Annotated in this window: 17 protein-coding genes; 6 read left to right on the top strand and 11 right to left on the bottom strand. The window is 71.0% G+C overall.

All coding sequences use genetic code 11. From position 1 onward, the window contains the following. Positions 1–23 precede the first annotated feature (23 nt). Positions 24–926 (bottom strand): UDP-N-acetylmuramate dehydrogenase, encoded by a 903-nt coding sequence (gene murB / locus VFV19_05175; protein ID HEX4823679.1) that lies wholly within the window; start codon positions 924–926, stop codon positions 24–26. A gap of 46 nt (positions 927–972) precedes the next feature. Between murB and VFV19_05170 the strand changes: the two genes are divergently transcribed. Then, positions 973–1,587 (top strand): sigma-70 family RNA polymerase sigma factor, encoded by a 615-nt coding sequence (locus VFV19_05170; protein ID HEX4823678.1) that lies wholly within the window; start codon positions 973–975, stop codon positions 1,585–1,587. After that, positions 1,584–2,591, top strand: a complete 1,008-nt coding sequence (locus VFV19_05165; GenBank protein ID HEX4823677.1) for an anti-sigma factor — start codon at positions 1,584–1,586, stop codon at positions 2,589–2,591. The genes VFV19_05170 and VFV19_05165 overlap by 4 nt, the downstream gene beginning before the upstream one ends. A 3-nt stretch (positions 2,592–2,594) precedes the next feature. On the opposite strand, the gene VFV19_05160 is transcribed toward VFV19_05165, so the two are convergent. Both VFV19_05160 and VFV19_05155 read right to left on the bottom strand, forming a co-directional pair. Next, entirely contained in the window at positions 2,595–3,395 is an 801-nt protein-coding gene (locus VFV19_05160) for a hypothetical protein (protein HEX4823676.1), read from the bottom strand. Next, on the bottom strand, positions 3,392–4,255 hold the full coding sequence (locus VFV19_05155) for a PhnD/SsuA/transferrin family substrate-binding protein (GenBank protein ID HEX4823675.1): 864 nt from the start codon (positions 4,253–4,255) through the stop codon (positions 3,392–3,394). Before VFV19_05155 ends, VFV19_05160 begins: the two co-directional genes overlap by 4 nt. Here VFV19_05155 and VFV19_05150 point away from each other — a divergent pair. Further along, a complete protein-coding gene (locus tag VFV19_05150; GenBank protein ID HEX4823674.1) occupies positions 4,254–6,563 on the top strand; it encodes an MMPL family transporter in 2,310 nt (769 codons plus the stop codon). The two genes, VFV19_05155 and VFV19_05150, sit on opposite strands and share 2 nt — an antisense overlap. Here VFV19_05150 and VFV19_05145 read toward each other — a convergent pair. The 3 genes from VFV19_05145 to VFV19_05135 are packed head-to-tail and all read right to left on the bottom strand — an operon-like array spanning position 6,553 to position 10,789. Then, positions 6,553–8,595: an oligopeptide transporter, OPT family gene (locus VFV19_05145; GenBank protein HEX4823673.1), complete on the bottom strand. Its 2,043-nt coding sequence runs from the start codon at positions 8,593–8,595 to the stop codon at positions 6,553–6,555. The two genes, VFV19_05150 and VFV19_05145, sit on opposite strands and share 11 nt — an antisense overlap. 26 nt (positions 8,596–8,621) lie before the next feature. After that, entirely contained in the window at positions 8,622–9,602 is a 981-nt protein-coding gene (locus VFV19_05140) for an NAD(P)H-quinone oxidoreductase (protein HEX4823672.1), read from the bottom strand. Continuing rightward, positions 9,602–10,789, bottom strand: coding sequence for a DUF2062 domain-containing protein (locus VFV19_05135; GenBank protein ID HEX4823671.1), 1,188 nt, complete (start codon positions 10,787–10,789; stop codon positions 9,602–9,604). Before VFV19_05135 ends, VFV19_05140 begins: the two co-directional genes overlap by 1 nt. A gap of 149 nt (positions 10,790–10,938) precedes the next feature. Here VFV19_05135 and VFV19_05130 point away from each other — a divergent pair, with 149 nt between their 5' ends. Continuing rightward, entirely contained in the window at positions 10,939–12,387 is a 1,449-nt protein-coding gene (locus tag VFV19_05130) for a S1 RNA-binding domain-containing protein (GenBank protein HEX4823670.1), read from the top strand. Between the two features lie 3 nt (positions 12,388–12,390). Here VFV19_05130 and uppS read toward each other — a convergent pair whose 3' ends face one another. Genes uppS through VFV19_05105 form a run of 5 tightly spaced genes read right to left on the bottom strand, consistent with a single transcriptional unit; the run spans position 12,391 to position 18,879 of the window. Continuing rightward, positions 12,391–13,077: a polyprenyl diphosphate synthase gene (uppS, locus tag VFV19_05125; protein HEX4823669.1), complete on the bottom strand. Its 687-nt coding sequence runs from the start codon at positions 13,075–13,077 to the stop codon at positions 12,391–12,393. A 1-nt stretch (position 13,078) separates the two neighbouring features. Then, positions 13,079–13,459 carry a transcriptional regulator gene (locus VFV19_05120; protein ID HEX4823668.1) on the bottom strand — a complete coding sequence of 127 codons (381 nt, stop codon included), beginning with the start codon at positions 13,457–13,459 and terminating at the stop codon, positions 13,079–13,081. Further along, positions 13,452–14,033: a hypothetical protein gene (locus VFV19_05115; GenBank protein HEX4823667.1), complete on the bottom strand. Its 582-nt coding sequence runs from the start codon at positions 14,031–14,033 to the stop codon at positions 13,452–13,454. The genes VFV19_05120 and VFV19_05115 overlap by 8 nt, the downstream gene beginning before the upstream one ends. Positions 14,034–14,089: 56 nt before the next feature. Beyond that, a complete protein-coding gene (locus VFV19_05110; GenBank protein ID HEX4823666.1) occupies positions 14,090–15,355 on the bottom strand; it encodes an NAD(P)/FAD-dependent oxidoreductase in 1,266 nt (421 codons plus the stop codon). Next, positions 15,352–18,879, bottom strand: coding sequence for a multifunctional oxoglutarate decarboxylase/oxoglutarate dehydrogenase thiamine pyrophosphate-binding subunit/dihydrolipoyllysine-residue succinyltransferase subunit (locus tag VFV19_05105; GenBank protein ID HEX4823665.1), 3,528 nt, complete (start codon positions 18,877–18,879; stop codon positions 15,352–15,354). The genes VFV19_05110 and VFV19_05105 overlap by 4 nt, the downstream gene beginning before the upstream one ends. Positions 18,880–18,917: 38 nt before the next feature. Between VFV19_05105 and VFV19_05100 the strand changes: the two genes are divergently transcribed. Both VFV19_05100 and VFV19_05095 read left to right on the top strand, forming a co-directional pair. After that, entirely contained in the window at positions 18,918–19,991 is a 1,074-nt protein-coding gene (locus tag VFV19_05100) for an FAD:protein FMN transferase (GenBank protein ID HEX4823664.1), read from the top strand. Then, positions 19,988–21,514, top strand: coding sequence for an aldehyde dehydrogenase family protein (locus VFV19_05095; protein ID HEX4823663.1), 1,527 nt, complete (start codon positions 19,988–19,990; stop codon positions 21,512–21,514). Before VFV19_05100 ends, VFV19_05095 begins: the two co-directional genes overlap by 4 nt. The last annotated feature ends 139 nt before the right edge of the window (positions 21,515–21,653 follow it).

Below are 21,653 nucleotides of genomic sequence, written 5' to 3'. Positions count from 1 at the left end.
GGTCAGCGCCGGATCAGACCGAGCTACCAGGCCTCGAACTCCCTGACCAGCCTGACGCCGAGCTTGCGCATGACCTCGCTCTCGACGGCTTCGACGAGAGCGAGTACGTCCTTCGCGTTGCCTCCGCCGAGGTTGACGAAGAAATTCGCATGCTTGGGGGAGACCTCGATCGCGCCGATGCGCTTCCCCTTCAAGCCGGCGGCTTCGATGAGCCGGCCCGCGAAGTCGCCCTCGGGTTTCAGGAAGACGGAGCCGCAAGAAGGAAGCTCGGTCGGCTGATGCGCTTTTCGGCTCTCGGCGAACGCCGTGAGTCGCGCCTTCACCTCCGCAGGATCGTCCGGAACCAGCGTGAAGCGCGCACCGCCGATGACCACGGGACGTCCGCGAAACGCGCTCGTCCGATAAGCGAAGGCGCAGCCCGCGCGATCGAGCGTTCGCTTCACGCCATCCTCATCGAGGAACTCGACGGACGTCACGGCGTTGCCGGTCTCGTGCTCGTGCCAGCCCGCGTTCATGACGACGGCGCCGCCGACGGTTCCCGGGATTCCGGCGGCGAACTCGAGACCGGCGAGGCCGTGCTCGGCGGCGAGGTTCGCGACCCGCGGGAACGAGGCGCCCGCGCCCGCCGTGAGGACCGGTCCCTCGACGGCGCAGGCGCTCTGCGCACCGCGGAGGCGCAGCACGAGTCCGCGCACGCCCACGTCGGGGACGAGGAGGTTCGATCCGTTCCCGAGGACGTGCCAGGGGAGGGCGCGCTCGCACGCGAACCGGAGGGCGATCGCCGCGTCGTCCAGATCGGCGGGGGTGGCGAGGACCTCGGCCGGCCCGCCGATGCGCCAGGTGGTGAGCGGCCCGAGCGGCGCCTCGCCCTGGATCTCGCCGCGAAATCCGGCCGTACGGAGCGCTTTCGCGAGCGGCGACGCCATGGGGGAACTCTAGCAGCCAGGCGCGGTCTCATGGGCGGAGGGAACGATGGGCCGTGGCATGCTTCGACGGATGCGCGACGAGGCCCCGCCGGCGCCGCCTTCGACCGACGACGAGCCGGCGACGATTCGCCGCGCGCAGGCGGGCGACCGCCGCGCGTTCGACCGCCTTGTGTCCACGCATCTTCCTCAAGTGTGGGCGACGGTCTACCGGATGCTCAGGCACCGTGAAGACACCGAAGACGTCGTCCAGGAAGTCTTCGTCACCGCGCACCGATCGATCGCGAGCTTTCGCGGCGATGCCAAGCTCTCGACCTGGCTCCATCGCATCGCCGTGACCCGCGCGCTCAATCATCTCGACCGCGCGGAGGAGCGCCTCCGCCGCGCGTCGGATCCTGTGGACGACGAGCCGGCCGCCGCGGCGTTCCGCATCGAGCGCGGCCCGCTTCACGCGCTCGAGGCGAAGGAGCTCATGCGGCTTCTCGCGGCGTGCTTCGAGAAGCTACCCGCGGCCTTCCGCGCGGTTCTCGCGCTCCGCGATGCGGAGGAGAAGAGCTACGAGGAGATCGCGGCGGTTCTCGACATCGAGCTCGGCACGGTGCGGTCGCGGCTGGCGCGGGCGCGCGGCTCGCTCAAGGATTGCATCGAAGGGGGGAGCGCATGAGCGAGCATCCGCGCGACCTGTTGTCCGCGTACCTGGATGGTGAGCTGACGGCCACCGACCGAGCGGACGTCGACGCGCACCTCGCGGCCTGCTCCGAGTGCCGCGAGCATCTTCTCTCGCTGCGTGCGCTCACCGCCGCACTTCACGGCGAGAGCGTTCCCGGCGTGCCCGAGGACCTCGAGACGCTGATCGGGCGCCGCATCGACGCCGCGACCGTCGTGCCGTTCCGGCGGCGCTTCGCCATCCCTGCGACGATCGCGGCGACGATCGCGGCGGTCGGCCTCGTGAGCCTGTTCGTGGTCGAGCAGCGGCTTTCAGTGGCGCCGCGGGTCGCACGGGAACGGGAGGCCGTGCGTCCGGAAGTCCTCCAGAACGAGGAGACCGCACCGCCCGTTTCGGAGAGCAAGGACAAGAAGAAGGCCGAGCGCGATGCGGTGCGCCCGATGGCGAAGCAGAAGACGGCTCCCGAGCCGCTTCCACCGCCGCCCGTCCCACGCGAGCTGCCTGCCGATCAGCCCACGCAAGTGCCGTCCGATGCGCTCAGCGGAGGTGCCGTCGGCGGTGCCGTCGGCGGCGCACCGGCCCGGAATTCCCGTGCCGACGAGTCGGCCGCGAAGCGCATGACATCGCTCGGCTACGTCAACGCCCCCGCTCCCCAGGCCAAGGCGGAGGCCGAATTGGCGACGACCGCCCGGCGGGCGGCGAGCGACCCCTGCGCGGCGGGGGTCGCCGACTCACCGGTCGAGGCGTACTGGCTGGTGCGCGACACCGACGAGGCGGCGCGACAGATCGTCCTCGCGACGGTGGCTTCCGAAGGGCAGATGCTCCCCTCCGCACCGGACGCACCGCTGACGCTCGTGACGGTGGTCCCGGCCAAGAGCTATCCCGCGTTCGTCGTCCGCCTCCGGGCGATGGACGTCCTCGGCCTCGACGACGTGCGCCGCGTGGAGACGGCGGGGTGCGTACGTCAGCGGATCGTGCTGCGCCGCGTCGCCGTCAACTGAGGTTCATCTGAGCTTGGCGAGCCCTTGCTCGGCCTGCGCCTGCCAATCGGCGGCGTCCGGGTCCCCGGCCGTGCCGCGATCCTCGGCCAGGCTCTTCGCGCGCGCGTACGACGCGCGAGCGGAGGGTCGATCTCTCTTCGCCGCTTGCGCCTCGGCGAGCGCGAGAACGTTCGGCGGGTAGTCGCCTTCCAACGCGAGCGCGTTTTTCGCGTGCTCGAGCGCGGCGTCCGGGTCGCCGGGGCCGATCGGCCAGCCGGGCGCGCGCACGAGCACGATCGCGAGGACGCGCTCGGGGCCGCCGTGCTCGTAGCCCGGCTCGCGCTGGCTCGCGCGGTCGAGCGCCGCGACCATCTTCTTGACGCCGTCCTCGGCGGTCGCCGCGACCTCGCGTGCCTGCAGCCCGAGCCCGATGGCGAGCCAGTAATCGCATGCGGCGCTGGCGGGCTCTCGTTTGGCGCACCACTGAGCCGCGTGGACGCAGCTCACGGCTGCGTCCAAGCGACGCTTCGGGTCGGTCTCCTTGTCGGCGAGCCACGCCTTGGCACGAGCCGCGGCGACCAGCGGCGCGGCGCCGCTCGCATCGTCCTGCGCGGCTTCGAGCGCGAGCGCTTCGGAATTACGCACGGCGAAGAGATCGGGCCGGCGCGCCCACGCGGCCTCGGCGTCACGGAGCAGGCCGGCCGTGTCCCGCTTCTCGGCCGACGCCGGGCGCTTCGCGAGGGCGCCGATGGCCGGCGGCTCCTTGAGCGCCGGAGCGCACGCCGCTGCGAGGAGTGTGACCGCAGCGGCGAGGAGGCGTTTCACTTCGCGGCGGTCTGAACGCGCTGGCCGTAGCTGTGGCGCGCCTGGGCCAGGGCCTTGTCGTCGAGCGGCACGAAGCGCGCGATCCGCACCACGTCGAGCGCCTTCGCACCGTCGGGCGCATTCGCCATCTCGAGGAGGCCGGCCACGAGCCGCTTCGCGTCGTTCGGCCCCAGCGCCGGGCCGACCGTGCTGAGGACGCTCGTCGGGAGCGCCGGCGACTTGGCCACCGTCTCGAGATCCGCCGCGAAGGGGAGGGTGGAGAGCGACGCGGATTGCGTCCCGTCCAGGAGGACGGCCACGTTCTCGCCCGAAGCCGCCTGACGCAGGGCGGACAGGACCTGCCCGGTCTCGACGAACTGGACCCCGGAAGGCAGCGTGCCCCAGCCGGCGAGCGCGACGTTCCTGATGAAGTCCGGAGCGTACGCGGCAAGGCTGGCGATCTTCCAGCCCGCGAGCGACGCGGCGCCCGTCACGCGCCCCTTCTTGGCGACGAGGGTCCAGACCTCGGTCTCGTGCGCGTCCTTCAACACCGCCTGGACGCGAGGTGTCAGCTTGAGATCAGCGGCGTGCGCGAGGAAGAACGGCAGCGGGACGAGCGCGAGCGTGGGCGCCGCACCTTTGAAGCGTGCGACGCCGCCGGCCTCCGTCTCCTGGTACTCGGCTTTGACTGTTCCCGCAGGCCATCCCGCCGCGTGCGACACCGCGGCGGCGAGCGTGTCCATGCTAGGCTGCGCCTCCGCCGTGGAGCCCGGATAGCCGGGCGCGCAGATCACGAGGGTCAGCGGCGTCGGCGGCGTCCCGGCCGCCGCGGCGAGCGACAGCAAGGCGATCGCGAGTGGGATCGAGGTTCGCTTCGGCATGACCGCGGCACATGATGCCACGACCCCGGAACGGTCGCCTTCCTTCGGTGCGCGGCTCGCGCGCCTCGTCGTCGAGCGCCCGTGGATCGCGATCCTGCCCTGGCTGCTCGCGGCGCCGCTCGCGCTGCGTTTCGCGCTGGGCGTCACGGCCGACAACTCGCCGGGCCGCCTGATCGTCCCCGACGACGAAGACTTCCGTCAGACGCAGGCGTTCGCGCGCGTGTTTCCGGAGGGCGACTACGTCGTCCTGCTCTGCGAGTCACCCGAGATCTTCTCGCCGGCCGCGCTCGCGCGCGTCGCCGAGATCGAGAAGGCGCTCGCGCGCGTGCCCGGGGTCAAGCCGATCTCGGCGATCACGATCTACGAGCAAGGTCACGGCCAGATCCGCGGCGGCGCCGACGAGGCGCGCGCCTTCGAGGCGTTCGCCACCGGAACGCGCCTCTTCCGCACGCAGGGGCTCGTCGGTGACGGCACGCTCGGCATTCCGATGGAGATCGAGGCCAAGGGGCGCGACGAGCTGCAATCGGCGCTCGCCGCCATCGACGCCGCGGCGGCACCGTTCGCCGAGCATCCGGCGCCACTCCTCGCGGTCCGGAAGATCGGCGGTCCTTACGTCGATCGCTATCTCTCCGAGGAGACGCAGAGGTCGACGCTCCTCTACATGCCGCTGTTCGGGCTGTTCATCGTCGCGCTCAACCTCTTCCTCTACCGGTCGTTCCGCACGCTGTTCGCGTTCGCCCTGACGATCGCGGCGACGATCCTCTTCACCGAGGCGTTCGCCGGGGTCATGGGCTACGTCGCGACGATCGTCTCGTCGCTCGTCCCGCTCACGGTGCTCATCACGTGCACCGCCACGCTCGTCTACATCCACTCGCTGTACGTCGCGTGCCCCGAAGGCGTCGATGCGAAGGAGCACCAGATCTTCACGCTCCGCAACAAGTTCCTCCCGTGCACCGCGTCGATCTTCGCAGCCGCGGTCGGCTTCGCGGCGCTGTCGGTCTCGGGAATCCGGCCGATCCGCGAGATGGGCCTCTGGGTCGCGGCCGGCATGGTCCTCACCTGGATCGCCGCGTTCACGCTCTTCCCCGCGCTCGAGCGGCGCCTTCGCACACCGACGCAGGCGGAGCGGAAGACCGCCGGCGCGTGGTGGCCGCGCATCGTCGACCGGCTTCCCGCCTTCACGTACCGCTACCGCCGGCTCCTCGTGTCGGGTGCGCTCATCGCCATGGCGGCCGGTCTCGTCGCGCTCCTCGGCGTGCCCGGCCGGATCGACGCGATGCGGCTCGAGACCGACTCGCTCGACTACATCGACAAGAAGATCCCGCTCTACCAGGACACGCGCCGGTTCGAGGCGACGATGGGGGGCCTCGCCGTCGTCGAGGCGTGGGTCCGCGTCCCCGGCGGACGCGCGCTCGATCCGGAGGTCTTGAGGGGCATGGACGGCTTCGCGCGGGCGCTCGAGTCCGACCCGCGCGTCGCGTCCGCGATGGGCCCGACGACGCCGCTTCGCCTCATGCGCTACCTGCAGGGGCAGGGCGACACGCTGCCGCAGGAGCCCGCCGCGTGGCCGAAGCTCGCGGGAGACCTGGAGCAGCTCGTCCTCCAGCACCCCGAGCTCAGGAGCGGCATCGACGTCGGGACGCTCGAGAACGCGCGCCTGCGCATCGTGACGCGGCGCGACAACGGCGGCTACGCGGCGCTGCAGGAGCTCGTCGCCGGCGTGTGGTCGCGCGCCCAAGCCGAGTTCCCCGCTCTCAAGGACTGCACGGTGCGCCTCGTCGGCCAGGGCCTCCTCCAGGCGAAGATCGCCCACTACCTCGTCCCCACGCTGACCGAAAGCTTCGCGATCACGGCGGCGATCATCTTCATGGCGTTCCTCGTCGTCTTCCGGAGCCCGGCGGCGCGCCTCATGGCGATGATCCCGTCCGTCTTCGCCATCCTCGTCATGTTCCTCGTCATGCGTGTCTCGGGGATCGCGCTCAACGTCGCGACGATCCTCATCGCGTCGACGGTCTTGGGCGCCTCGGAGAACGATCAGATCCACTTCTTCTTTCATTTCCAGGAGGGACGGAAAGGCGGCACCGAGCACGCGCTGCGCCACGCGCTCCTCGTCTCGGGGCGCGCGATCGTCTTCGCCACGATGATCAATGCCGGCGGATTCCTCGCGCTCGCGCTCTCGCCGCTTCCGCCGATGCGCCAGTTCGGGATCATGGCGTCGTCGGCGTTCCTGCTCTCGATGATCGCGGATTTCACCGCGCTGCCGGCGGCGCTGTGGCTGTTGTCGAAGGACAAGCCGACTACAAACTGATCTCGGGCCCCGCGCCTTCCGCTTCCGTGGCGCGCCGCGCATCCCAGTAGAGATAGCCGCCGAGCGCGACGAACACCGCGAGGCCCAGCCAGTTGCCGGCGGGGCCGTCGTTGCCGAGGCTCCAGGTCACCTCTCCGTGGAAGAGGTCGACGATCAGGCGGATGATCCCGTCGAAGACGCCGGCCAGGGCGCCGCCGGCGATGAACCCCGACGCGATGAGCGTGCCGCGATTGCCGCGAGCGCGGAGGAGCGCGGGAGTGGGGCCGCGCTTGACGAGCCACGCGACGACGGCTCCGGCGAGGATCGGCGTGTTCAGCTCGATCGGCAGGTACATCCCGAGAGCGAACGCGAGCGCCGAGATCCCGAGCGACTGCATGATCACCGAGACGACGGCGCCGATCCCGTAGAGGAACCACGGCGCCTGGCCCGACTGCATGACCGAGCCGATGACCGCCGCCATCGCCGTGGCCTGCGGGGCCGCGACCGGATGCGGATGGATCGCCGTCGGCTCACCGAAGCCGTAGACCTTGTTGAAGACGAACATCATCGCCGTCACGGTGAGCGCCGCCACGACGGAGCCGCCGATGAGCGTGAGCTCGATCCGCCTCGGGGTCGCTCCCGTCCAGTAGCCGACCTTGAGCAGCGTCACCATCGAGCCGGTCATCGAGAGGGCGGTGCACACGACTCCGCCGATGAGGAGGACCGCGATCATCCCGGAAGCGCCCGCGAGCTTCATCGCCGAGAGCACGATCGCCGAGATGATCAGGGTCGTGAGCGTCATCCCCGAGATCGGCGTCGTCGAGATCATCGCGATCGCCCACGCTGACACGGCCGCGAAGAGGAAGGTGATGACGAGCGTCAGCGCCAGGGCGGCGAACGAGGTCGCTGTGGGCGCCGCCTGGTCCGGCAGCACGAAGAAGCGGAAGTAGAGGAAGAGGAGCGTCCCGACCGCGATCGTACCGAGGACGACCGACCGGATCGAGAGATCGCGATCGGTCCTGACGGCTCCGCTCGCGGCTCCCTGGCGCGCGCGGGAGATCTCGCCGAAGACCTGCCGTATCGCCTGCACGATGATCGGCGACATCTTGAGGACGGAGAGCACGCCCGCCGCGAAGATCGCGCCGATGCCGATGTAGCGGACGTATTGCTTGAAGATGTCCTCCGCCGCGAGCCCCGGGATCGGCGGGCGCCCGGGGAAGAGCGGCCCGGGCACCATGCCGCCGAGGTGCCCGAAGAGCGGGATGAAGACGTAGTACGAGAGGAACGAGCCGGTGCAGATGATCGTCGCGTAGCGCAGGCCGACGATGTACCCGAGTCCGAGGACCGCCGCCGAGGTGTTCAGGACGAAGATCGCCTTCAGGTCGTCGGTGAGCTTGCGGCACGAGGGAATGAGCACGGTCGTGAAGGTGTCCCGCCACGCCACGAAGTGGAGCGCCATGAAGTCGACGGCCATCCCGATCCCCATCGAGTAGAGGAGGACGACGGCCTGCTTCCCGCCGCGCGCGCCGGTGACGAGGATCTCGGTCGTCGCCGTCGCCTCGGGGAACGGGAGCTTCCCGTGCATCTGGGCGACGAAGTACCGCCGGAATGGGATCAGAAAGAGGACGCCCAGGACGGCGCCCAGGAGCGGCACGATGAAGATCTGCGCGAAGCTCGAGTGATCGATGAGCCCCAGGATGAAGATCGCCGGCATCGTGAAGGTCGAGCCTCCGACGACGATCCCCGCCGTGGCGCCCAAGGTCACGATGTTGACGTTCTCGAGCAGGGACGATTTCCGCGCGACGAGCGCGGAGTAGCCGATGGCGAGGATCGCGATCGGGATCGCCGACTCGATCCCTTGGCCGAGCTTGAGCGAGATGAACGCGGCGGCCGCCGAGAAGAGGGCGGTCATCGCGAGGCCGAAGGCGATCGAGCGCCGGGTGATCTCGGGGAGCTGCGCCTCGGCCGGGACGATCGGCTGGTACGTCTCGCCCGGCGCGAGCTCGCGATAGGCGTTCTCGGGGAGGTCGGTGACGGCCGGATCGGCGCCCATGGCGGCGGATTCTACGCGGGACGAGGTCAGATCCTGAGGACGATCTTGCCGAAGTTCTCGTTCGCCTCCATCGTCGCGTGCCCGGCGGCGGCGTCATCCAAGGCGAGGACGCGGTCGACGACCGGCCGCAGCCTCCCGGCGGCGATGAGCGGCAGCATCGTTCGGGAGAACGACTGAACGAGCTCGATCTTCTCCTCCAGCGGCCGCGAGCGGAGCACCGTGCCGATCACGGTGAGCCGTTTCCGCATGAGCGCCGACAGGTCGGCCTCGACCCGGCCGCCGCTCATCGTGCCCACGAGGACGATGCGCCCGCGGATGGCGGCGACCTCGACGTCGAGCGCCCACGTCGCCGCGCCGACGAAGTCGACGGTCAGGTCGACCCCCTCGCCGCCGAGCGCCATGCGGATCGCGGAGGCGACGTCCCCCTCGGCCGGGTCGAGCACCCGGTGCAGTCCCATCGCCGACAGTCGCCGCCGCTTCTCCGCCGAGCGCGAGAGCGCGACGACCCGCGCCCCCGCCGCGGTCGCGATCGCAGCGGCGGCCGTGCCGACGCCCGATCCGGCGGCATGGAGAAGGACCGACTCGCCGGGGCGGAGGGATCCGCGCGCGAAGAGGGCGTCGTAGGCGGTCAGGAACGCTTCCGGGACCGCGGCGGCCTCCTCGTAGCCCACCCCGGGAGGGATGCGCAGGCAGAGGCGCTCGTGAAGGCGGAGGCGCTCCGCCTGGCCCCCGCCTCCGACGATCCCCATGACACGATCGCCCGGCTGGAGAGTCGTGACGAGGGCGCCGCACACGACGACGTCCCCGGCGAACTCGAGCCCCGGAATGTCGGCCGGCGCCCCCGCGGGGGCGGGGTAGAGACCGCGTCGCTGGAGGAGATCGGCGCGGTTCAGAGCCGAGGCCCGGACGCGCACGACGACCTCGTCGAGCCCGCCGACCGGATCCGGGACCTCCTTGACCTCGAGGACCTCGGGACCTCCGGGCCGGCTGATCGTGAGCGCGCGCATCACGCGCGACCGACGGAGGCCGGCCGGCGAATGCCCTCGAGCAGCACCCACGCGGCGGAGGATCCACGGGGCGGCGTGCGGTCGCTCACGGCGAAGCCCGCGGCCACGAGCGCGTTCCTGAGGTCTTCGGCGCGGCGGTAATGCGATCCGTGCAGCGGACGGCCGGGCACGAGGAGGGACAGCCGGTCGCCGAGCGACCGCAGCGCGAACCTCCACCCGCCTCCCGCGTCTTTCTCGCGGACGAAGATGCGCGCGCCCGACGGGAGGACCCGCGCGACACGGCGGAGGAGTGCGTCCTGCGCCGTGAACGGCAGGTAGCGGAGCACGTCGTTCACGAGGACGACGTCAGCGGCCGGAGGATCGAAATCGCGGAGGTCCATCGCCTGGACCACGCACCCGCCGAGATCGTGGAGCGCGTGCCGCGCCGCCCGCACGTAGCGGTCGCAGGCATCGATGCCGAGATACCAGAGACGTCCTCCCGCGGGGTGCAGCTCTCCCGCGAGCGCGCCTCCGACGGCGCGCCCGCAGCCGAGATCGAGGATGCGGACGCTCGACACGAGCACACCCTCCTCGATGAGGAACGGCCAGATGGGATCGCGCAGGAGCCGCGCGCGCGCCGCTTCGGCGTCGCGGATGGAGACGTCGACGTAGCGGACGACGATCGCGTCGACGACCTCGCGGTAGGCCTCGTGGTGGCTGCTCGACTTGGCGATCGCCCACGCGAGGAGCCCCGCGAGCGCCCCGAGAGCGGCGCCGACGACGATGCTGCCGACCGCGAGGTTCACGACGACACCGCCCAGACCGAGCGTCTCGACGTCGGCGAGGGTGACGGGAAGCCAAGCGTGGTGGAGCAGGCGGTGGCCGATCTGCAGCTCGGCGAACAGGATCGGGGCGGCGGTGAGCGGATTCCCGGCGTAGGCGCCCGCGTAGACGATCATCCGGTTCAGCCGGAAGACGGTGGCGAGAAGGACGCAGAGCGGAAAATGCAGCCCCCACAGGGGCGAGCATCCTACGAAGACTCCGACCCCGACACCGAACGCCACCTTTTCCGGGGTGCGATGCTCCGTCCTGAGGGTCATGTAGAGGCGGCGCAGCCAGTTCCGGCGCGGCGACCCGCCTTCGGTGTCCTTTTGAGGCCCCCCCGGGGCGGCCTCTTGGCCGGAAGGGTCTCGATCGGCGGAGCTCATCGGTGCGTCATCGCCTCGAGGCATCCACATTCGCCCACATCACCTGTGGCAGAATGCCGGGTGCACGGGTAGATATCTTAGGGCCGTTCGCGACTACCGCCGGTGACGTTCCGGCGGGTCAGGGCGTTCGACCGAGATCGAGGAGCAGGTTGACCGAAGAGCACGAGCACGACGAGACGCCCGGCGGCGAGATCGCTCCTCCTCCCGCGGCGGTCGAGCAGGCCGACGGTGGACCGGCGGAGCCGTCCCCGGCGGAGGCCGTCGCCGGCCCCGAGGGCGGTGCCGACGGCGAGGCCGGGGCACCTGCGGCTGCGAAGCCCGCCAAGAAAGATGCGCCCCGGCGGCCACGCGACCCGGCGGTGATCCGCGCGTTCCGCGCGGGGCATCCGATGGAAGGTCTCGTCGAGAAGGTCATCAAGGGCGGGTACGAGATCCGGATCGGGAAGTGCCGCGGATTCTGCCCGCACTCCCAGATGGACATCCACCGCGTGGAGAACCCCGAGGAGCACGTCGGGAAGACGCACGCGTTCAAGATCCTCCAGCTTCGGCGCGGAGGCGAGGATGTCGTCCTCTCGCGCCGCGCGCTCCTCGAGGCCGACCACGAAGAGGAGATGAAATCGGTCCGCGCCACGCTCATCGAGGGCGCGGTCATGACGGGGCGTGTCGCGCGGCTCACCGAGTTCGGCGCGTTCGTCGATCTCGGGGCGGGCGTCACGGGCCTCGTTCACCTCACCGAGCTCGCGCACGGCCGCGTCGTGCGCGCATCGGACATCGTGGCGCTCGGCGATCGTGTGCCGGTCAAGATCATCAAGCTCGACGAGGCGAGCGGCAAGATCTCGCTCTCGATCAAGCAGGCGATCACCGATCCGTGGGACTCGGTGCCGACGCTCTTCGAGGTCGGCAAGGTCTACCCGGGGAAGGTGAAGCGCTTCGCCGACTTCGGCGCGTTCGTCGAGCTGCGTCGCGGGATCGAGGCGCTGGCGCCGGCGCGCGAGTTCCCGCCATCGACCGGAAGCTGGCGTGAGGGCCTGGAGATCGACGCCCCGAGCGAGTGGGTCGTCATCGCGCTCGACCTGCCGCGGCGGCGCATCACCGTGCTCCCCGGCGGCGAAGAGGTCGCCGCCCTGCTCGCGTCCGAGCTGGCTCCCGGCGCGAAGACCACCGGGAAGGTCGTCAAGGCAGAGGTCTTCGGCATCTTCGTCTGGCTCGGCCCGGGCCGCGTAGGGATGGTTCCGCGGGTGTGGAGCGGAGCGGGCGAGGGGGCAGGATTCGAATCGCGCTTCGTCCCAGGAAGCGACCTTCCTGTCGAGGTCGTCGACGTCCAGGAAGGTGGACGGCGTATCCGGCTGTCGGTCCAGGGGGTCGACCGCGACGCGGCCGACGCGGCGCGCGCGGCGGCGCAAAAGCCGCGGGCCGAGCGTGCGGAAGGCCCCGAGCGTCAGCGGGACAGGCGCCCCGTCCGCCCCGAGCGGCGGCCGCCGGCCGACCGGCCTCGCCGCAACGAAGAGCCCCGCCCGGCGGCTGCCTCCTCCGACCCGGGGGCCGGGTTCGGAAGCCACCTCGGCGAGGCGCTGCGCGCCGCGCTCAAGCGCCAGTAGCCGTCAGACCGCGGCCGCGATCCGTCCGAACCGGCGCTGCCGGCGCGCGAACTCGTGGAGAGCGCCTTCGAGGTGGTCGCGGCCGAACTCCGGCCAGGGCACGTCGAGGAACACGAGCTCCGCGTATGCCGCCTCCCAGAGGAGGAAGTCCGACAGACGCTGCTCGCCGCCGGTGCGGATGAGCAGGTCGACGTCCGGGCCGCCGATGAGCCGGGCGAGATCGTCGCGGGGCGCCCTGGAGGTCGGGGACAGGCGGTGCGCGGCGGCGGCGATCGCCTCGCGCGCGGAGTAGTCGACCGCGACGCGTAGTCGCATCGCGCTCGAAGCCGCCGTCATCGCTTCGGCCCGCTCGACCGCCTGGAGGACGCGCGCCGGAAGGCGATCGCGGCGTCCGATGATCTCGAGACGGATCCCCTCGTCCCGGCACCGTGCCGTCTCGGCCTCGAGGAACTCCCGGAAGAGGACGAACAGGGCGCTGACTTCCGTCCTCGGCCTCTCCCAGTTGTCGGAGGAGAACGCGAAGAGGGTCAGGACCGGGAGGCCGAGATGACGCGCCGCCTCGACGGTGCGGCGCACGGCGGACGCGCCCGCACGGTGGCCGAAGATGCGCGGTCGTCCACGCGCCGTCGCCCAGCGGCCGTTGCCGTCCATCACGATCGCCGTGTGGAGCGGGAAGGCGGAAGCGCTCACGCTAACCTTTCCGCGTCGCGCGGATGAGCGCTTCCATGTGGGCGAGGTACTTCTCGAGTGCGCGACGCCCGGCGGCGGTCAGGCGGTACTGCGTGCGAGGCAGACGCCCGTCGAACCCCTTCTCGCATTGGACGTAGCCGGCGTCCTCGAGCTTGCGCGCGTGGACGCTGAGGTTGCCGTCGGTCGTGCCGAGGAGGGCCTTGAGGTCGCGGAAGGTCATCGCGTCGTTGACCGCGAGCGCGCTCACGATCGCGAGCCGGAGGCGCTCGTGGATCGTCCGATCGAGATCGGGCACCGCCGCGCGCGCCCTCGCCGGGCGGGCCGCGGGCGCCGCGGGACGGCCCGCGGCCGGATCGCCGGTCATCGCATGCTTCCTAGCCACCGTGCTTCCTCGCGATCAAGAGGCCGAAGACGACGTGGAGCCCGCCGAACCCCGCCGCCATGAAGAGATTCGGGACCGCGGGCGCGACGATGAGCGCGGCGGCGCCGAGGGCCATGAACGCCGTGCCCATGAGCGGGACCAGGCGAACCGAGAGCGAGCCCGCCGCGACGACCGCCGCGCCGTAGAGGAGGAGCCACGTGCCCGGAAGGAGGGCGCCGAGTCCGTGCATCGCGAGGGAGGTGGAGAGGATCGCGCCGGCGGCGAGCGACGGAAGGAAGGCGAGCGCGAACTTGCGGGCGATCGCAGAGGTCAGGGGGAGCCCCAGCCGGCGCGCCTTGAGCATGATCGCGCCGACGGCGAGCGCGCCCGCGGCGAACCCCTCGACGAGCCAGAGCCGGAGCCACGACGCCCCGTCGCCGATGCCGGCGGCCGCCGCCGACGCCACGAGCGCCGTGACGCCGATGACGACGGTCCCCCAGCCGGGAACGGCGGTGAAGGTGCCGGCCCGCTCCATCGCGTCGCGAATGACGCGCAGGTGCTCGACGGCGCGGTCGCGGATCGGCTCGGGCCTCATGACGCGGTGATCTTAGCGCGCGGGACGATTATCGTCAAGTACTTTGCAATACAAAGTCAATCGGAGCGAGGACGGGGCGCCGCCTCGAGGATGATCGGCGAGGCGGGGCGGTAGAGGAGGTATTGCCACGCCCAGTCGACGAAGACGACGACGCGGTTGCGGAAGCCGACGAGCTGCATGAGGTGGACGAAGAGCCAGACGATCCATGCGGGAAATCCCCGGAGGTGGAACCCCCGGATCGACGCGACCGCGGCGGACCGGCCGATCGTCGCGAGCGTTCCGGGGTCGCGGTACCGGAAGGGGACGAGGGGCTCGCCCCGGAGCCGGCGCCGGACGTTCCCGGCCGCGCACGCGCCCATCTGGATCGCCGGGGGCGCGAGCATCGGCACCGCGGCGCCGCCGGCCTCGAGATAGGCCGCGTCGCCGATGACGAAGACTCCCGGCTGTCCCGCCACCTCGAGCGTGGGCTCGACGACGATGCGGCCCCCGCCCCGGGCGGGCAGCCCGAGCATCGATGCGAGGGGCGCCGCCGCGACCCCCGCGGCCCAGACGAGGGTCCGGGCGGGGATCGTGCGGCCCCCCGCCAAGCGGACCGAAGCACCGTCGTAGCCGGCGACCTTGACGCCGGTCTCCACCACCACCTCGATCCGTGCGAGCGCCTTCGCCGCGGCCTCGGCGAGGTCGGTCGGGAATGCCGCGAGGACGCGCGGGCCCGCCTCGAGGAGATGCACGGCGATCTCGTCACGCGAGAGGGCGGGGTAGTCGCGCCCCAGCACACGCCGAAGGAGCTCGGACGCCGCACCCGCGACCTCGACTCCGGTCGGTCCGCCGCCGGCGACGACGATCGTGAGGAGAGCGCGCCGCTCGTCGGCGCTGCCGCTGGCGACGGCCCGCTCGAAGCAGCGCAGGACATGATTGCGAAGCCGCAGCGCGTCGGGAAGCGATTTCAGATCGAACGCGTGCTCGGCGATCCCCGGGAGGCCGAAGTCGTTCGTCGCGGCGCCGGCGGCCACGACGAGGGCGTCGTAGGGGACTTCACCGCGGTCGGTGATCACGACCTTGCGTGCGAGATCGCACCCGGTGACCTCGGCGACGCGGAACGCGACGTTCTCGATCCGCCGGACGATCGGCCGCACCGGGTAGGCGATCTCCGCCGGAGGCAGAGCGGCGACCGCGACCTGGTAAAGGAGTGGCTGGAAGAGGTGGTAGTTGTTGCGATCGAGGAGGACGACGTCGACCTCGGTCTTCGCGAGCGCCTTCGCCGCGTGGAGGCCGCCGAAGCCGGCGCCGACGATGACGACGCGCGGCCTCCCCGAGCTCACCGGCGCGCCGGGGCCGCCTCGGTCGTGACACCGGAGAGCGCTTCGCGAACCAGGGCGCGCTGCTCTTGCAGATGACGCGAGTGCGAGCCGGTCGCGGGGGACGCGCTCTCCGGGCGGCCGGCGTAGCGGAGCGTGCGATGCAGTCGATCCTCGACGAATCGCCAGGCACCCATGTTCCTCGGCTCCTCTTGCGCGAAGCAGATCTCGACGGCGGCGGGGTAGCGGGCGAGCACGCGATCGACGCTCGCAGCCGGGAATGGGTAGAGCTGCTCGATCCTGACGATCGCGACGTCGTCCGCCGTGGACTCGCGCCGCGCGGCGTCCAGATCGTAGGCCACCTTGCCGGTGCAGAGCACGACGCGCCGCACGGCCGACGGCTTGGTGACGCGCGTGTCGTCGAGAACCGGAGCGAACCTCCCTGCGGCGAGCTCGGCGGCGGTCGAGACGGCATCTTTGTGACGGAGAAGGCTCTTGGGCGTCATGACGACGAGCGGCTTCCGCTCCGCGGCGAGCGCCTGCAGGCGCAGGAGGTGGAAGTACTGCGCCGGCGTCGAAGGCGAGGCGATCCGCAGGTTGCGCTCGGAGGCGAGCTGGAGGAACCGCTCGAGCCGCGCGGACGAATGCTCGGGGCCTTGGCCCTCGTAACCGTGGGGCAAGAGGAGCGTGAGGCGGCTCGTCTGCCCCCACTTCGCCTCGGCCGAGGCCATGAACTGATCGATGATCACCTGGCCGCCGTTCGCGAAGTCGCCGAACTGCGCTTCCCAGAGGACGAGCGTGTCGGGGTCGGCGACCGAGTAGCCGTATTCAAAGCCGAGGACCGCGAACTCGGAGAGGTGCGAGTCGTAGACCTGGAAGCGCCCTTGGTCCGAGGCGAGCTCGCCGAGCGGTATGAAGCGCGCGCCGGTCCGGTGGTCGTAGAGGATCGCGTGGCGCTGGCTGAACGTCCCGCGGCCCGAATCTTCCCCCGAGAGGCGCACCGGCACGCCGCCGAGGACGAGCGTGCCGAAGGCGAGCGCCTCGGCGAGCGCCCACTCTATCGTTCCGTCCGCGTACTGCGCGCGCCTCTTCTCGAGCTGGACGGCGAGCTTGGGGTGGATCTCGAAGCCGTCGGGCACGCGCGCCAGGCCGGAGAGGACGCGTCCGAGCGCGTCGTCGCCGGCCTCCGGCACGGTCCCGATCGTTTCGTCCCCGGCGGAAGGCGTGGCCGGCGCGTCGTCTCCGGCGCCTGTCTCCGCCTTCATCGCGCGCACGGCGGCGAGCGCGCTCTCGAGACGCCCGCGGAAGTCGTCGAGCGCGCGCTCCGCGTCGTCCCCGGTGAGGTCGCCGCGGCGCAGCAGCTCCTCGGTATAGAGCTTCCGCGGGGAGCGGTGCCCTTCGATCTTCGCGTAGAGGGTGGGGTGGGTGTACGACGGGTCGTCGCCCTCGTTGTGGCCCCACCGGCGGTAGCAGACGAGGTCGACGACGACGTCGCGCTGGAACGCGTTCCGGAACGCGAGCGCGAGGCGGACGATGCGCACCGCGTCCTCGGGCCGGTCGCCGTTGACGTGGAAGATCGGCGCCTGCACCGTGCGCGCGACGTCGGTCGCGTACGGCGACGAGCGCGCGTCCTGCGGGCCGGTCGTGAAGCCGATCTGATTGTTGATGACGATGTGCACGGTGCCGCCGGTGCGGTACCCGCGGAGGCGCGAAAGGTTGAGCGTCTCCGCGACGACCCCTTGGCCCGCGAACGCCGCGTCGCCGTGCATCAGGATCGGGAGGACCCGCTTGTGCATGAGGTCGCCACGGCGGTCCTGGCGCGCGCGGACCATTCCCTCGACGACCGGGTCGACCGCCTCGAGGTGGCTCGGGTTCGAGGCCAGGGTGAGCGCGATCCGCCGGCCCGACGGCGCGTCATGCGCGCCCTCGGCGCCGAGGTGGTACTTGACGTCACCTGACCCCTGCACGCTCTCCGGGTCGACCGCACCCTCGAACTCGCGGAAGATCGCCTCGTACGACTTGCCGACGATGTTCGACAGCACGTTCAGGCGGCCGCGATGGCTGGTTCCGATGACCGCCTCGTCGATGCCGGCGTCGGCCGCGTCGGACAGGAGGGCGTCGAGCATCGGCACGAGCGTCTCGGCGCCCTCGAGCGAAAACCTCTTCTGGCCGACGTACGCCTTGTGGAGGAACTTCTCGAACGCCTCGGCGGCGTTCAACTTCGCGAGCACGCGTGCCTGGTCGTCCGAGGATAGCGGCGCCGCGTTGCGCGAGCTCTCCATCCGTTCCTCGAGCCACCGCCGGATGGCAAGCTCCTGGATGTGCATGAACTCGACGCCGACGTACCGGCAGTAGGTGTCGCGGAGGACCTCGACGATTTCGCGGAGCGAGCGCGCACGCCGTGACCCGGCGAGGACGCCCGGTGCGAACGTCCGGTCGAGGTCCCATACCGAGAGATTGTGGAACCCGAGCTCGAGCTCGTCCTGGTGCAGCGGCGGCGAGCCGAGCGGATCGATGTACGCCGAGAGATGGCCGCGCACGCGGAACGCGCGGATGAGCTGGATCACGCCGGCCTGCTTGTCGATCTCGGACGCCGCTTCCGTCGCCTCCGCGGCCGCCCCCGGCTCGCGCGTCACCGGCTGCCGCGGGACGCCGAGCTCCGCGAAGATCCGCTCGTAGAACCGGTCGTCGCCGAGGAGGAGCGATTCGATCGTCGCGAGGAACGCGCCGGAGGCCGCCCCCTGGATCACGCGGTGGTCGTAGGTCGAGGTGAGCGTCACGGTCTTCGAGAGGCCGAGCCCCGCGATGCGCTCGTCGCTCATGCCCGCGTACTCGGGCGGGTAGCCGATCGCCCCGGTCCCGACGATCGCTCCCTGCCCCGGCATGAGCCGGGGAACGGAGAGCGTCGTGCCGAGCGTGCCCGGGTTCGTGAGCGAGATCGTCGTCCCGGAGTAGTCGTCCACGCCGAGGGTTCCGGCGCGCGCCTTCGCGACACGGTCGTCGTAGGCGGCGACGAAGCCGGGGAAATCGAGCGTCTGCGCGTTTTTGACGTTCGGGACGACGAGGATCCGCTCGCCCTTGCGCTCGGTGTCGACGGCGACGCCGAAGTTCACCGAGCGAGGCGCGCGCGCGTGCGGAACGCCCGCGACCTCTTCGTAGGCGCCGTTCATGACCGGATGCTTCTCGAGCGCGCGCAGGACCGCCCATCCGATGAGATGGGTGAACGAGATCTTCGCGGCGGAGAACGCGGCCTGGTGGCGGTTGACGATCCGCCGGTTCTCCTCGAGGAGCTTGACGGCGATCGTGCGGACCGAGGTGGCCGTCGGGATCGCGAGCGAGGCCTCCATGTTCCCGGCGATTCGCGCGGCGATCCCCGAGAGGGGCCGCGCATCCGGCGGAGCGGTCTCATGCGCCGGAGATGGCTCGGCCGTCTGAGGCTTGTAATCCTCGAAGAACTCGCGCCAGGCCTCGCTCACCGATTCGGGGTTCGCGAGGTAGCGTCGGTACACCTCGTCGACGTACCCCGCGTTCTGACCGAAGCCGCTCATCGTGACGGCTATCCTACGTTTGGGAGGACGGCAGGGCAATGAGGCGCGGTGTCGTCGGGATCGGACTCGCCGCGATTGTCTCGTCGTGCGCCGGGCCGGGGCTCACGCGGTCCTGGCCGGTCATGGGAACCTTCGCCCGCGCTACGGTGACCGACCCCGATCCGGCCGCCGCCGAGCGTGCGGTGGCGCGGGTCCGCGAGACGTTCGGCACCGTCGACGCGGCGATGAGCAACTGGACGGAGGAGAGCGAGCTCTCGCGTTTGAACCGCGAGGCCGGCCGCGGGACCTATCGGATCGCCGACGCGAACCTCGCGGCGTGTGTGGCCGCAGCGCTGGACGGGGCCGCTCGCACGGGCGGCCTGTTCGACCCGACGGTCGGACCGCTCATGACGCTGTGGGGGTTCCGGCCGAAGACGCCGCGCGTTCCCGGCGATGCGGCGATCGCCGAGGCGATGGCGCGCGTCGGAGCGGCCCGGGTGCGATTCGATCGCGCCGCGGCGTCGGTGCGCTTCGAGCGCGAAGGCATGGAGATCGATCTCGGCGGGATCGCGAAGGGGTGCGCTCTCGACGCCGCGCGCCGGGCGATCGTCGCGCCGCGCCGGTTCGGCCTCCTCGATCTCGGCGGAGGCCTCGCGTTCTTCGGCGAGCCGCCCGGGCACGTGGTCGACGTCGATCTGCGCGACCCGCGCGACCCCGAGGCGAGCTGCGGCGAGGCTCGCCTGCCTCCGGGCATCACCGCCTCGACGTCGTCCGATCTCGAGAACCGGAACGTGATCGGCGGCGTCGTCTACGGCCACATCATGGATCCGCGCACCGGGAGACCGGCGGTGACGGCCGTCGTCCAGGCGACGGCGTTCCACACCGAGGCGACGATCAGCGAGATCCTGAGCAAGGCGCTCTTCATCGGAGGTCTCGACGGTGCGCCCGCCGTCCTCCGCGCCTACCCGGATGCCGAGGCGGTTCTCATCGTCGCGGAAGGTGACCTTCTGGCGGTCGTTGCGTCGCGCTCGCTGCAAGGTCGCTTGACGCTCACGAGGCCCCTAGGCTTCACGCCGGACTCCCCGAGGTTCACGCTCCCCGCTGCTACCATGACCGGACGGAGGGTTCCATGACGACCGCCACTCGCAACGACGTTCTGGCCAGCCTCGGCATCGAGACCACGAGCTCCGGGGCCGCGATCGGCACCTGGCTCGCGACGCGAGGGCCGGAGCTGGTCTCGTTCGATCCCGCGTCGGGTGAGCCGCTCGGCCGCGTCGTCCAGGCGACCGCGGAGGACTACGAGACGGTCGTGAGATCGGCGGCCGACGCGTTCACGCGCTGGCGCATGGTTCCCGCGCCGAAGCGCGGCGAGATGGTCCGCCAGCTCGGCGAGGAGCTGCGCAAGCACAAAGAGACGCTCGGGCGCCTCGTCTCGCTCGAAGCCGGGAAGATCCTCTCCGAAGGACTGGGCGAGGTCCAGGAGATGATCGACATCTGCGACTTCGCGGTCGGGCTCAGCCGGCAGCTCTACGGGCTCTCGATGCACTCGGAGCGGCCGAAGCACCGTATGTACGAGCAGTGGCACCCGTTGGGGCCGATCGGGATCGTGACCGCTTTCAACTTCCCCGTCGCGGTCTGGGCGTGGAACGCGGCGATCGCCGCGGTGTGCGGCGACACGATGGTCTGGAAGCCTTCCTCGAAGACCCCGCTCACCGCGGTCGCCGTCCAGAACATCGCGCACCGCGTCATGGAAGCGAACGACGCCCGAGGGGTATTCAACCTGGTCATCGGCCGCGGCGCGGATGTCGGCGAGCTCATGCTCGCCGACAAGCGCCTGCCCCTGATCTCGGCGACCGGCTCGTGCCGCATGGGGCGGCGGATCGCCGTCGTCGTCGGCGAGCGGCTCGGTCGGACGCTCCTCGAGCTGGGCGGCAACAACGCGATCGTCGTCATGGACGATGCGAACCTCGACCTCGCCGTGCGCGCGGTCCTCTTCGGCGCCGTCGGCACCGCGGGACAGCGCTGCACGACGACGCGCCGCCTCATCGTCCACAAGAACGTCGCGAGCGAGATGGTCTCGCGCCTCGAGAAGGCGTACGCCCACGTCCGCATCGGCGACCCGCTCGAGCCGGAGACGCTCATGGGGCCGCTCATCGACGGCGGCGCCGTCGAGGACATGATGACCGCCCTCGACCGCGTCCGGAAGGAAGGCGGCTCGGTCGTGAGGGGCGGCCACCGCGTCGACCGGCCCGGGCACTTCGTCGAGCCGACGATCGTTCGCGTGAAGCGCGGAATGGCGACGCCGAAGGACGAGACGTTCGCGCCGATCCTCTACGTCTACGAGGTCGAGTCGCTCGACGAAGCGATCGCGATCCAGAACGACGTTCCCCAGGGGCTCTCGTCGTCGATCTTCACCGACGGCATGCGGCACGCGGAGACGTTCCTCTCGGCGCTCGGCAGCGACTGCGGCATCGCGAACGTCAACATCGGAACGTCGGGCGCGGAGATCGGCGGCGCGTTCGGCGGCGAGAAGGAAACCGGCGGCGGGCGCGAGTCGGGGTCGGATTCCTGGAAGGCCTACATGCGCCGCCAGACGAACACGATCAATTGGGGCGACGATCTCCCGCTGGCCCAGGGCGTGCGGTTCGACCTCTAGAAGTCCGATTCTCACTAAGTGCTCCCGCGAGTATCGCCGCGGAGCCGCGATGCGACGAATTCTCAGCGGCTGCCTTCGCGATGCCTGGGATTCGAGGCCCACGGGTATCTAATCGCAGGCATGTTCGAGTGAGGCGGCG

This window comes from Candidatus Polarisedimenticolaceae bacterium (assembly GCA_036275915.1).
Lineage (GTDB): Bacteria > Acidobacteriota > Polarisedimenticolia > Polarisedimenticolales > DASRJG01 > DASRJG01.
The sequence above is the reverse complement of the archived record's forward strand: the minus strand, read 5'-3'. Positions and strand labels throughout refer to the sequence as shown.

Bases quoted from the DNA above. Each gene is read 5' to 3' on its own strand.
- VFV19_05095 (HEX4823663.1), top strand. From the start codon at position 19,988: ATGACGACCGCCACTCGCAACGACGTTCTGGCCAGCCTCGGCATCGAG.
- VFV19_05105 (HEX4823665.1), bottom strand. From the start codon at position 18,879: ATGAGCGGCTTCGGTCAGAACGCGGGGTACGTCGACGAGGTGTACCGA.
- VFV19_05150 (HEX4823674.1), top strand. From the start codon at position 4,254: ATGACCGCGGCACATGATGCCACGACCCCGGAACGGTCGCCTTCCTTC.
- VFV19_05100 (HEX4823664.1), top strand. From the start codon at position 18,918: ATGAGGCGCGGTGTCGTCGGGATCGGACTCGCCGCGATTGTCTCGTCG.
- VFV19_05170 (HEX4823678.1), top strand. From the start codon at position 973: ATGGGCCGTGGCATGCTTCGACGGATGCGCGACGAGGCCCCGCCGGCG.
- VFV19_05155 (HEX4823675.1), bottom strand. From the start codon at position 4,255: ATGCCGAAGCGAACCTCGATCCCACTCGCGATCGCCTTGCTGTCGCTC.
- VFV19_05140 (HEX4823672.1), bottom strand. From the start codon at position 9,602: ATGCGCGCGCTCACGATCAGCCGGCCCGGAGGTCCCGAGGTCCTCGAG.
- VFV19_05165 (HEX4823677.1), top strand. From the start codon at position 1,584: ATGAGCGAGCATCCGCGCGACCTGTTGTCCGCGTACCTGGATGGTGAG.
- murB (HEX4823679.1), bottom strand. From the start codon at position 926: ATGGCGTCGCCGCTCGCGAAAGCGCTCCGTACGGCCGGATTTCGCGGC.
- VFV19_05135 (HEX4823671.1), bottom strand. From the start codon at position 10,789: ATGAGCTCCGCCGATCGAGACCCTTCCGGCCAAGAGGCCGCCCCGGGG.
- VFV19_05115 (HEX4823667.1), bottom strand. From the start codon at position 14,033: ATGAGGCCCGAGCCGATCCGCGACCGCGCCGTCGAGCACCTGCGCGTC.
- VFV19_05145 (HEX4823673.1), bottom strand. From the start codon at position 8,595: ATGGGCGCCGATCCGGCCGTCACCGACCTCCCCGAGAACGCCTATCGC.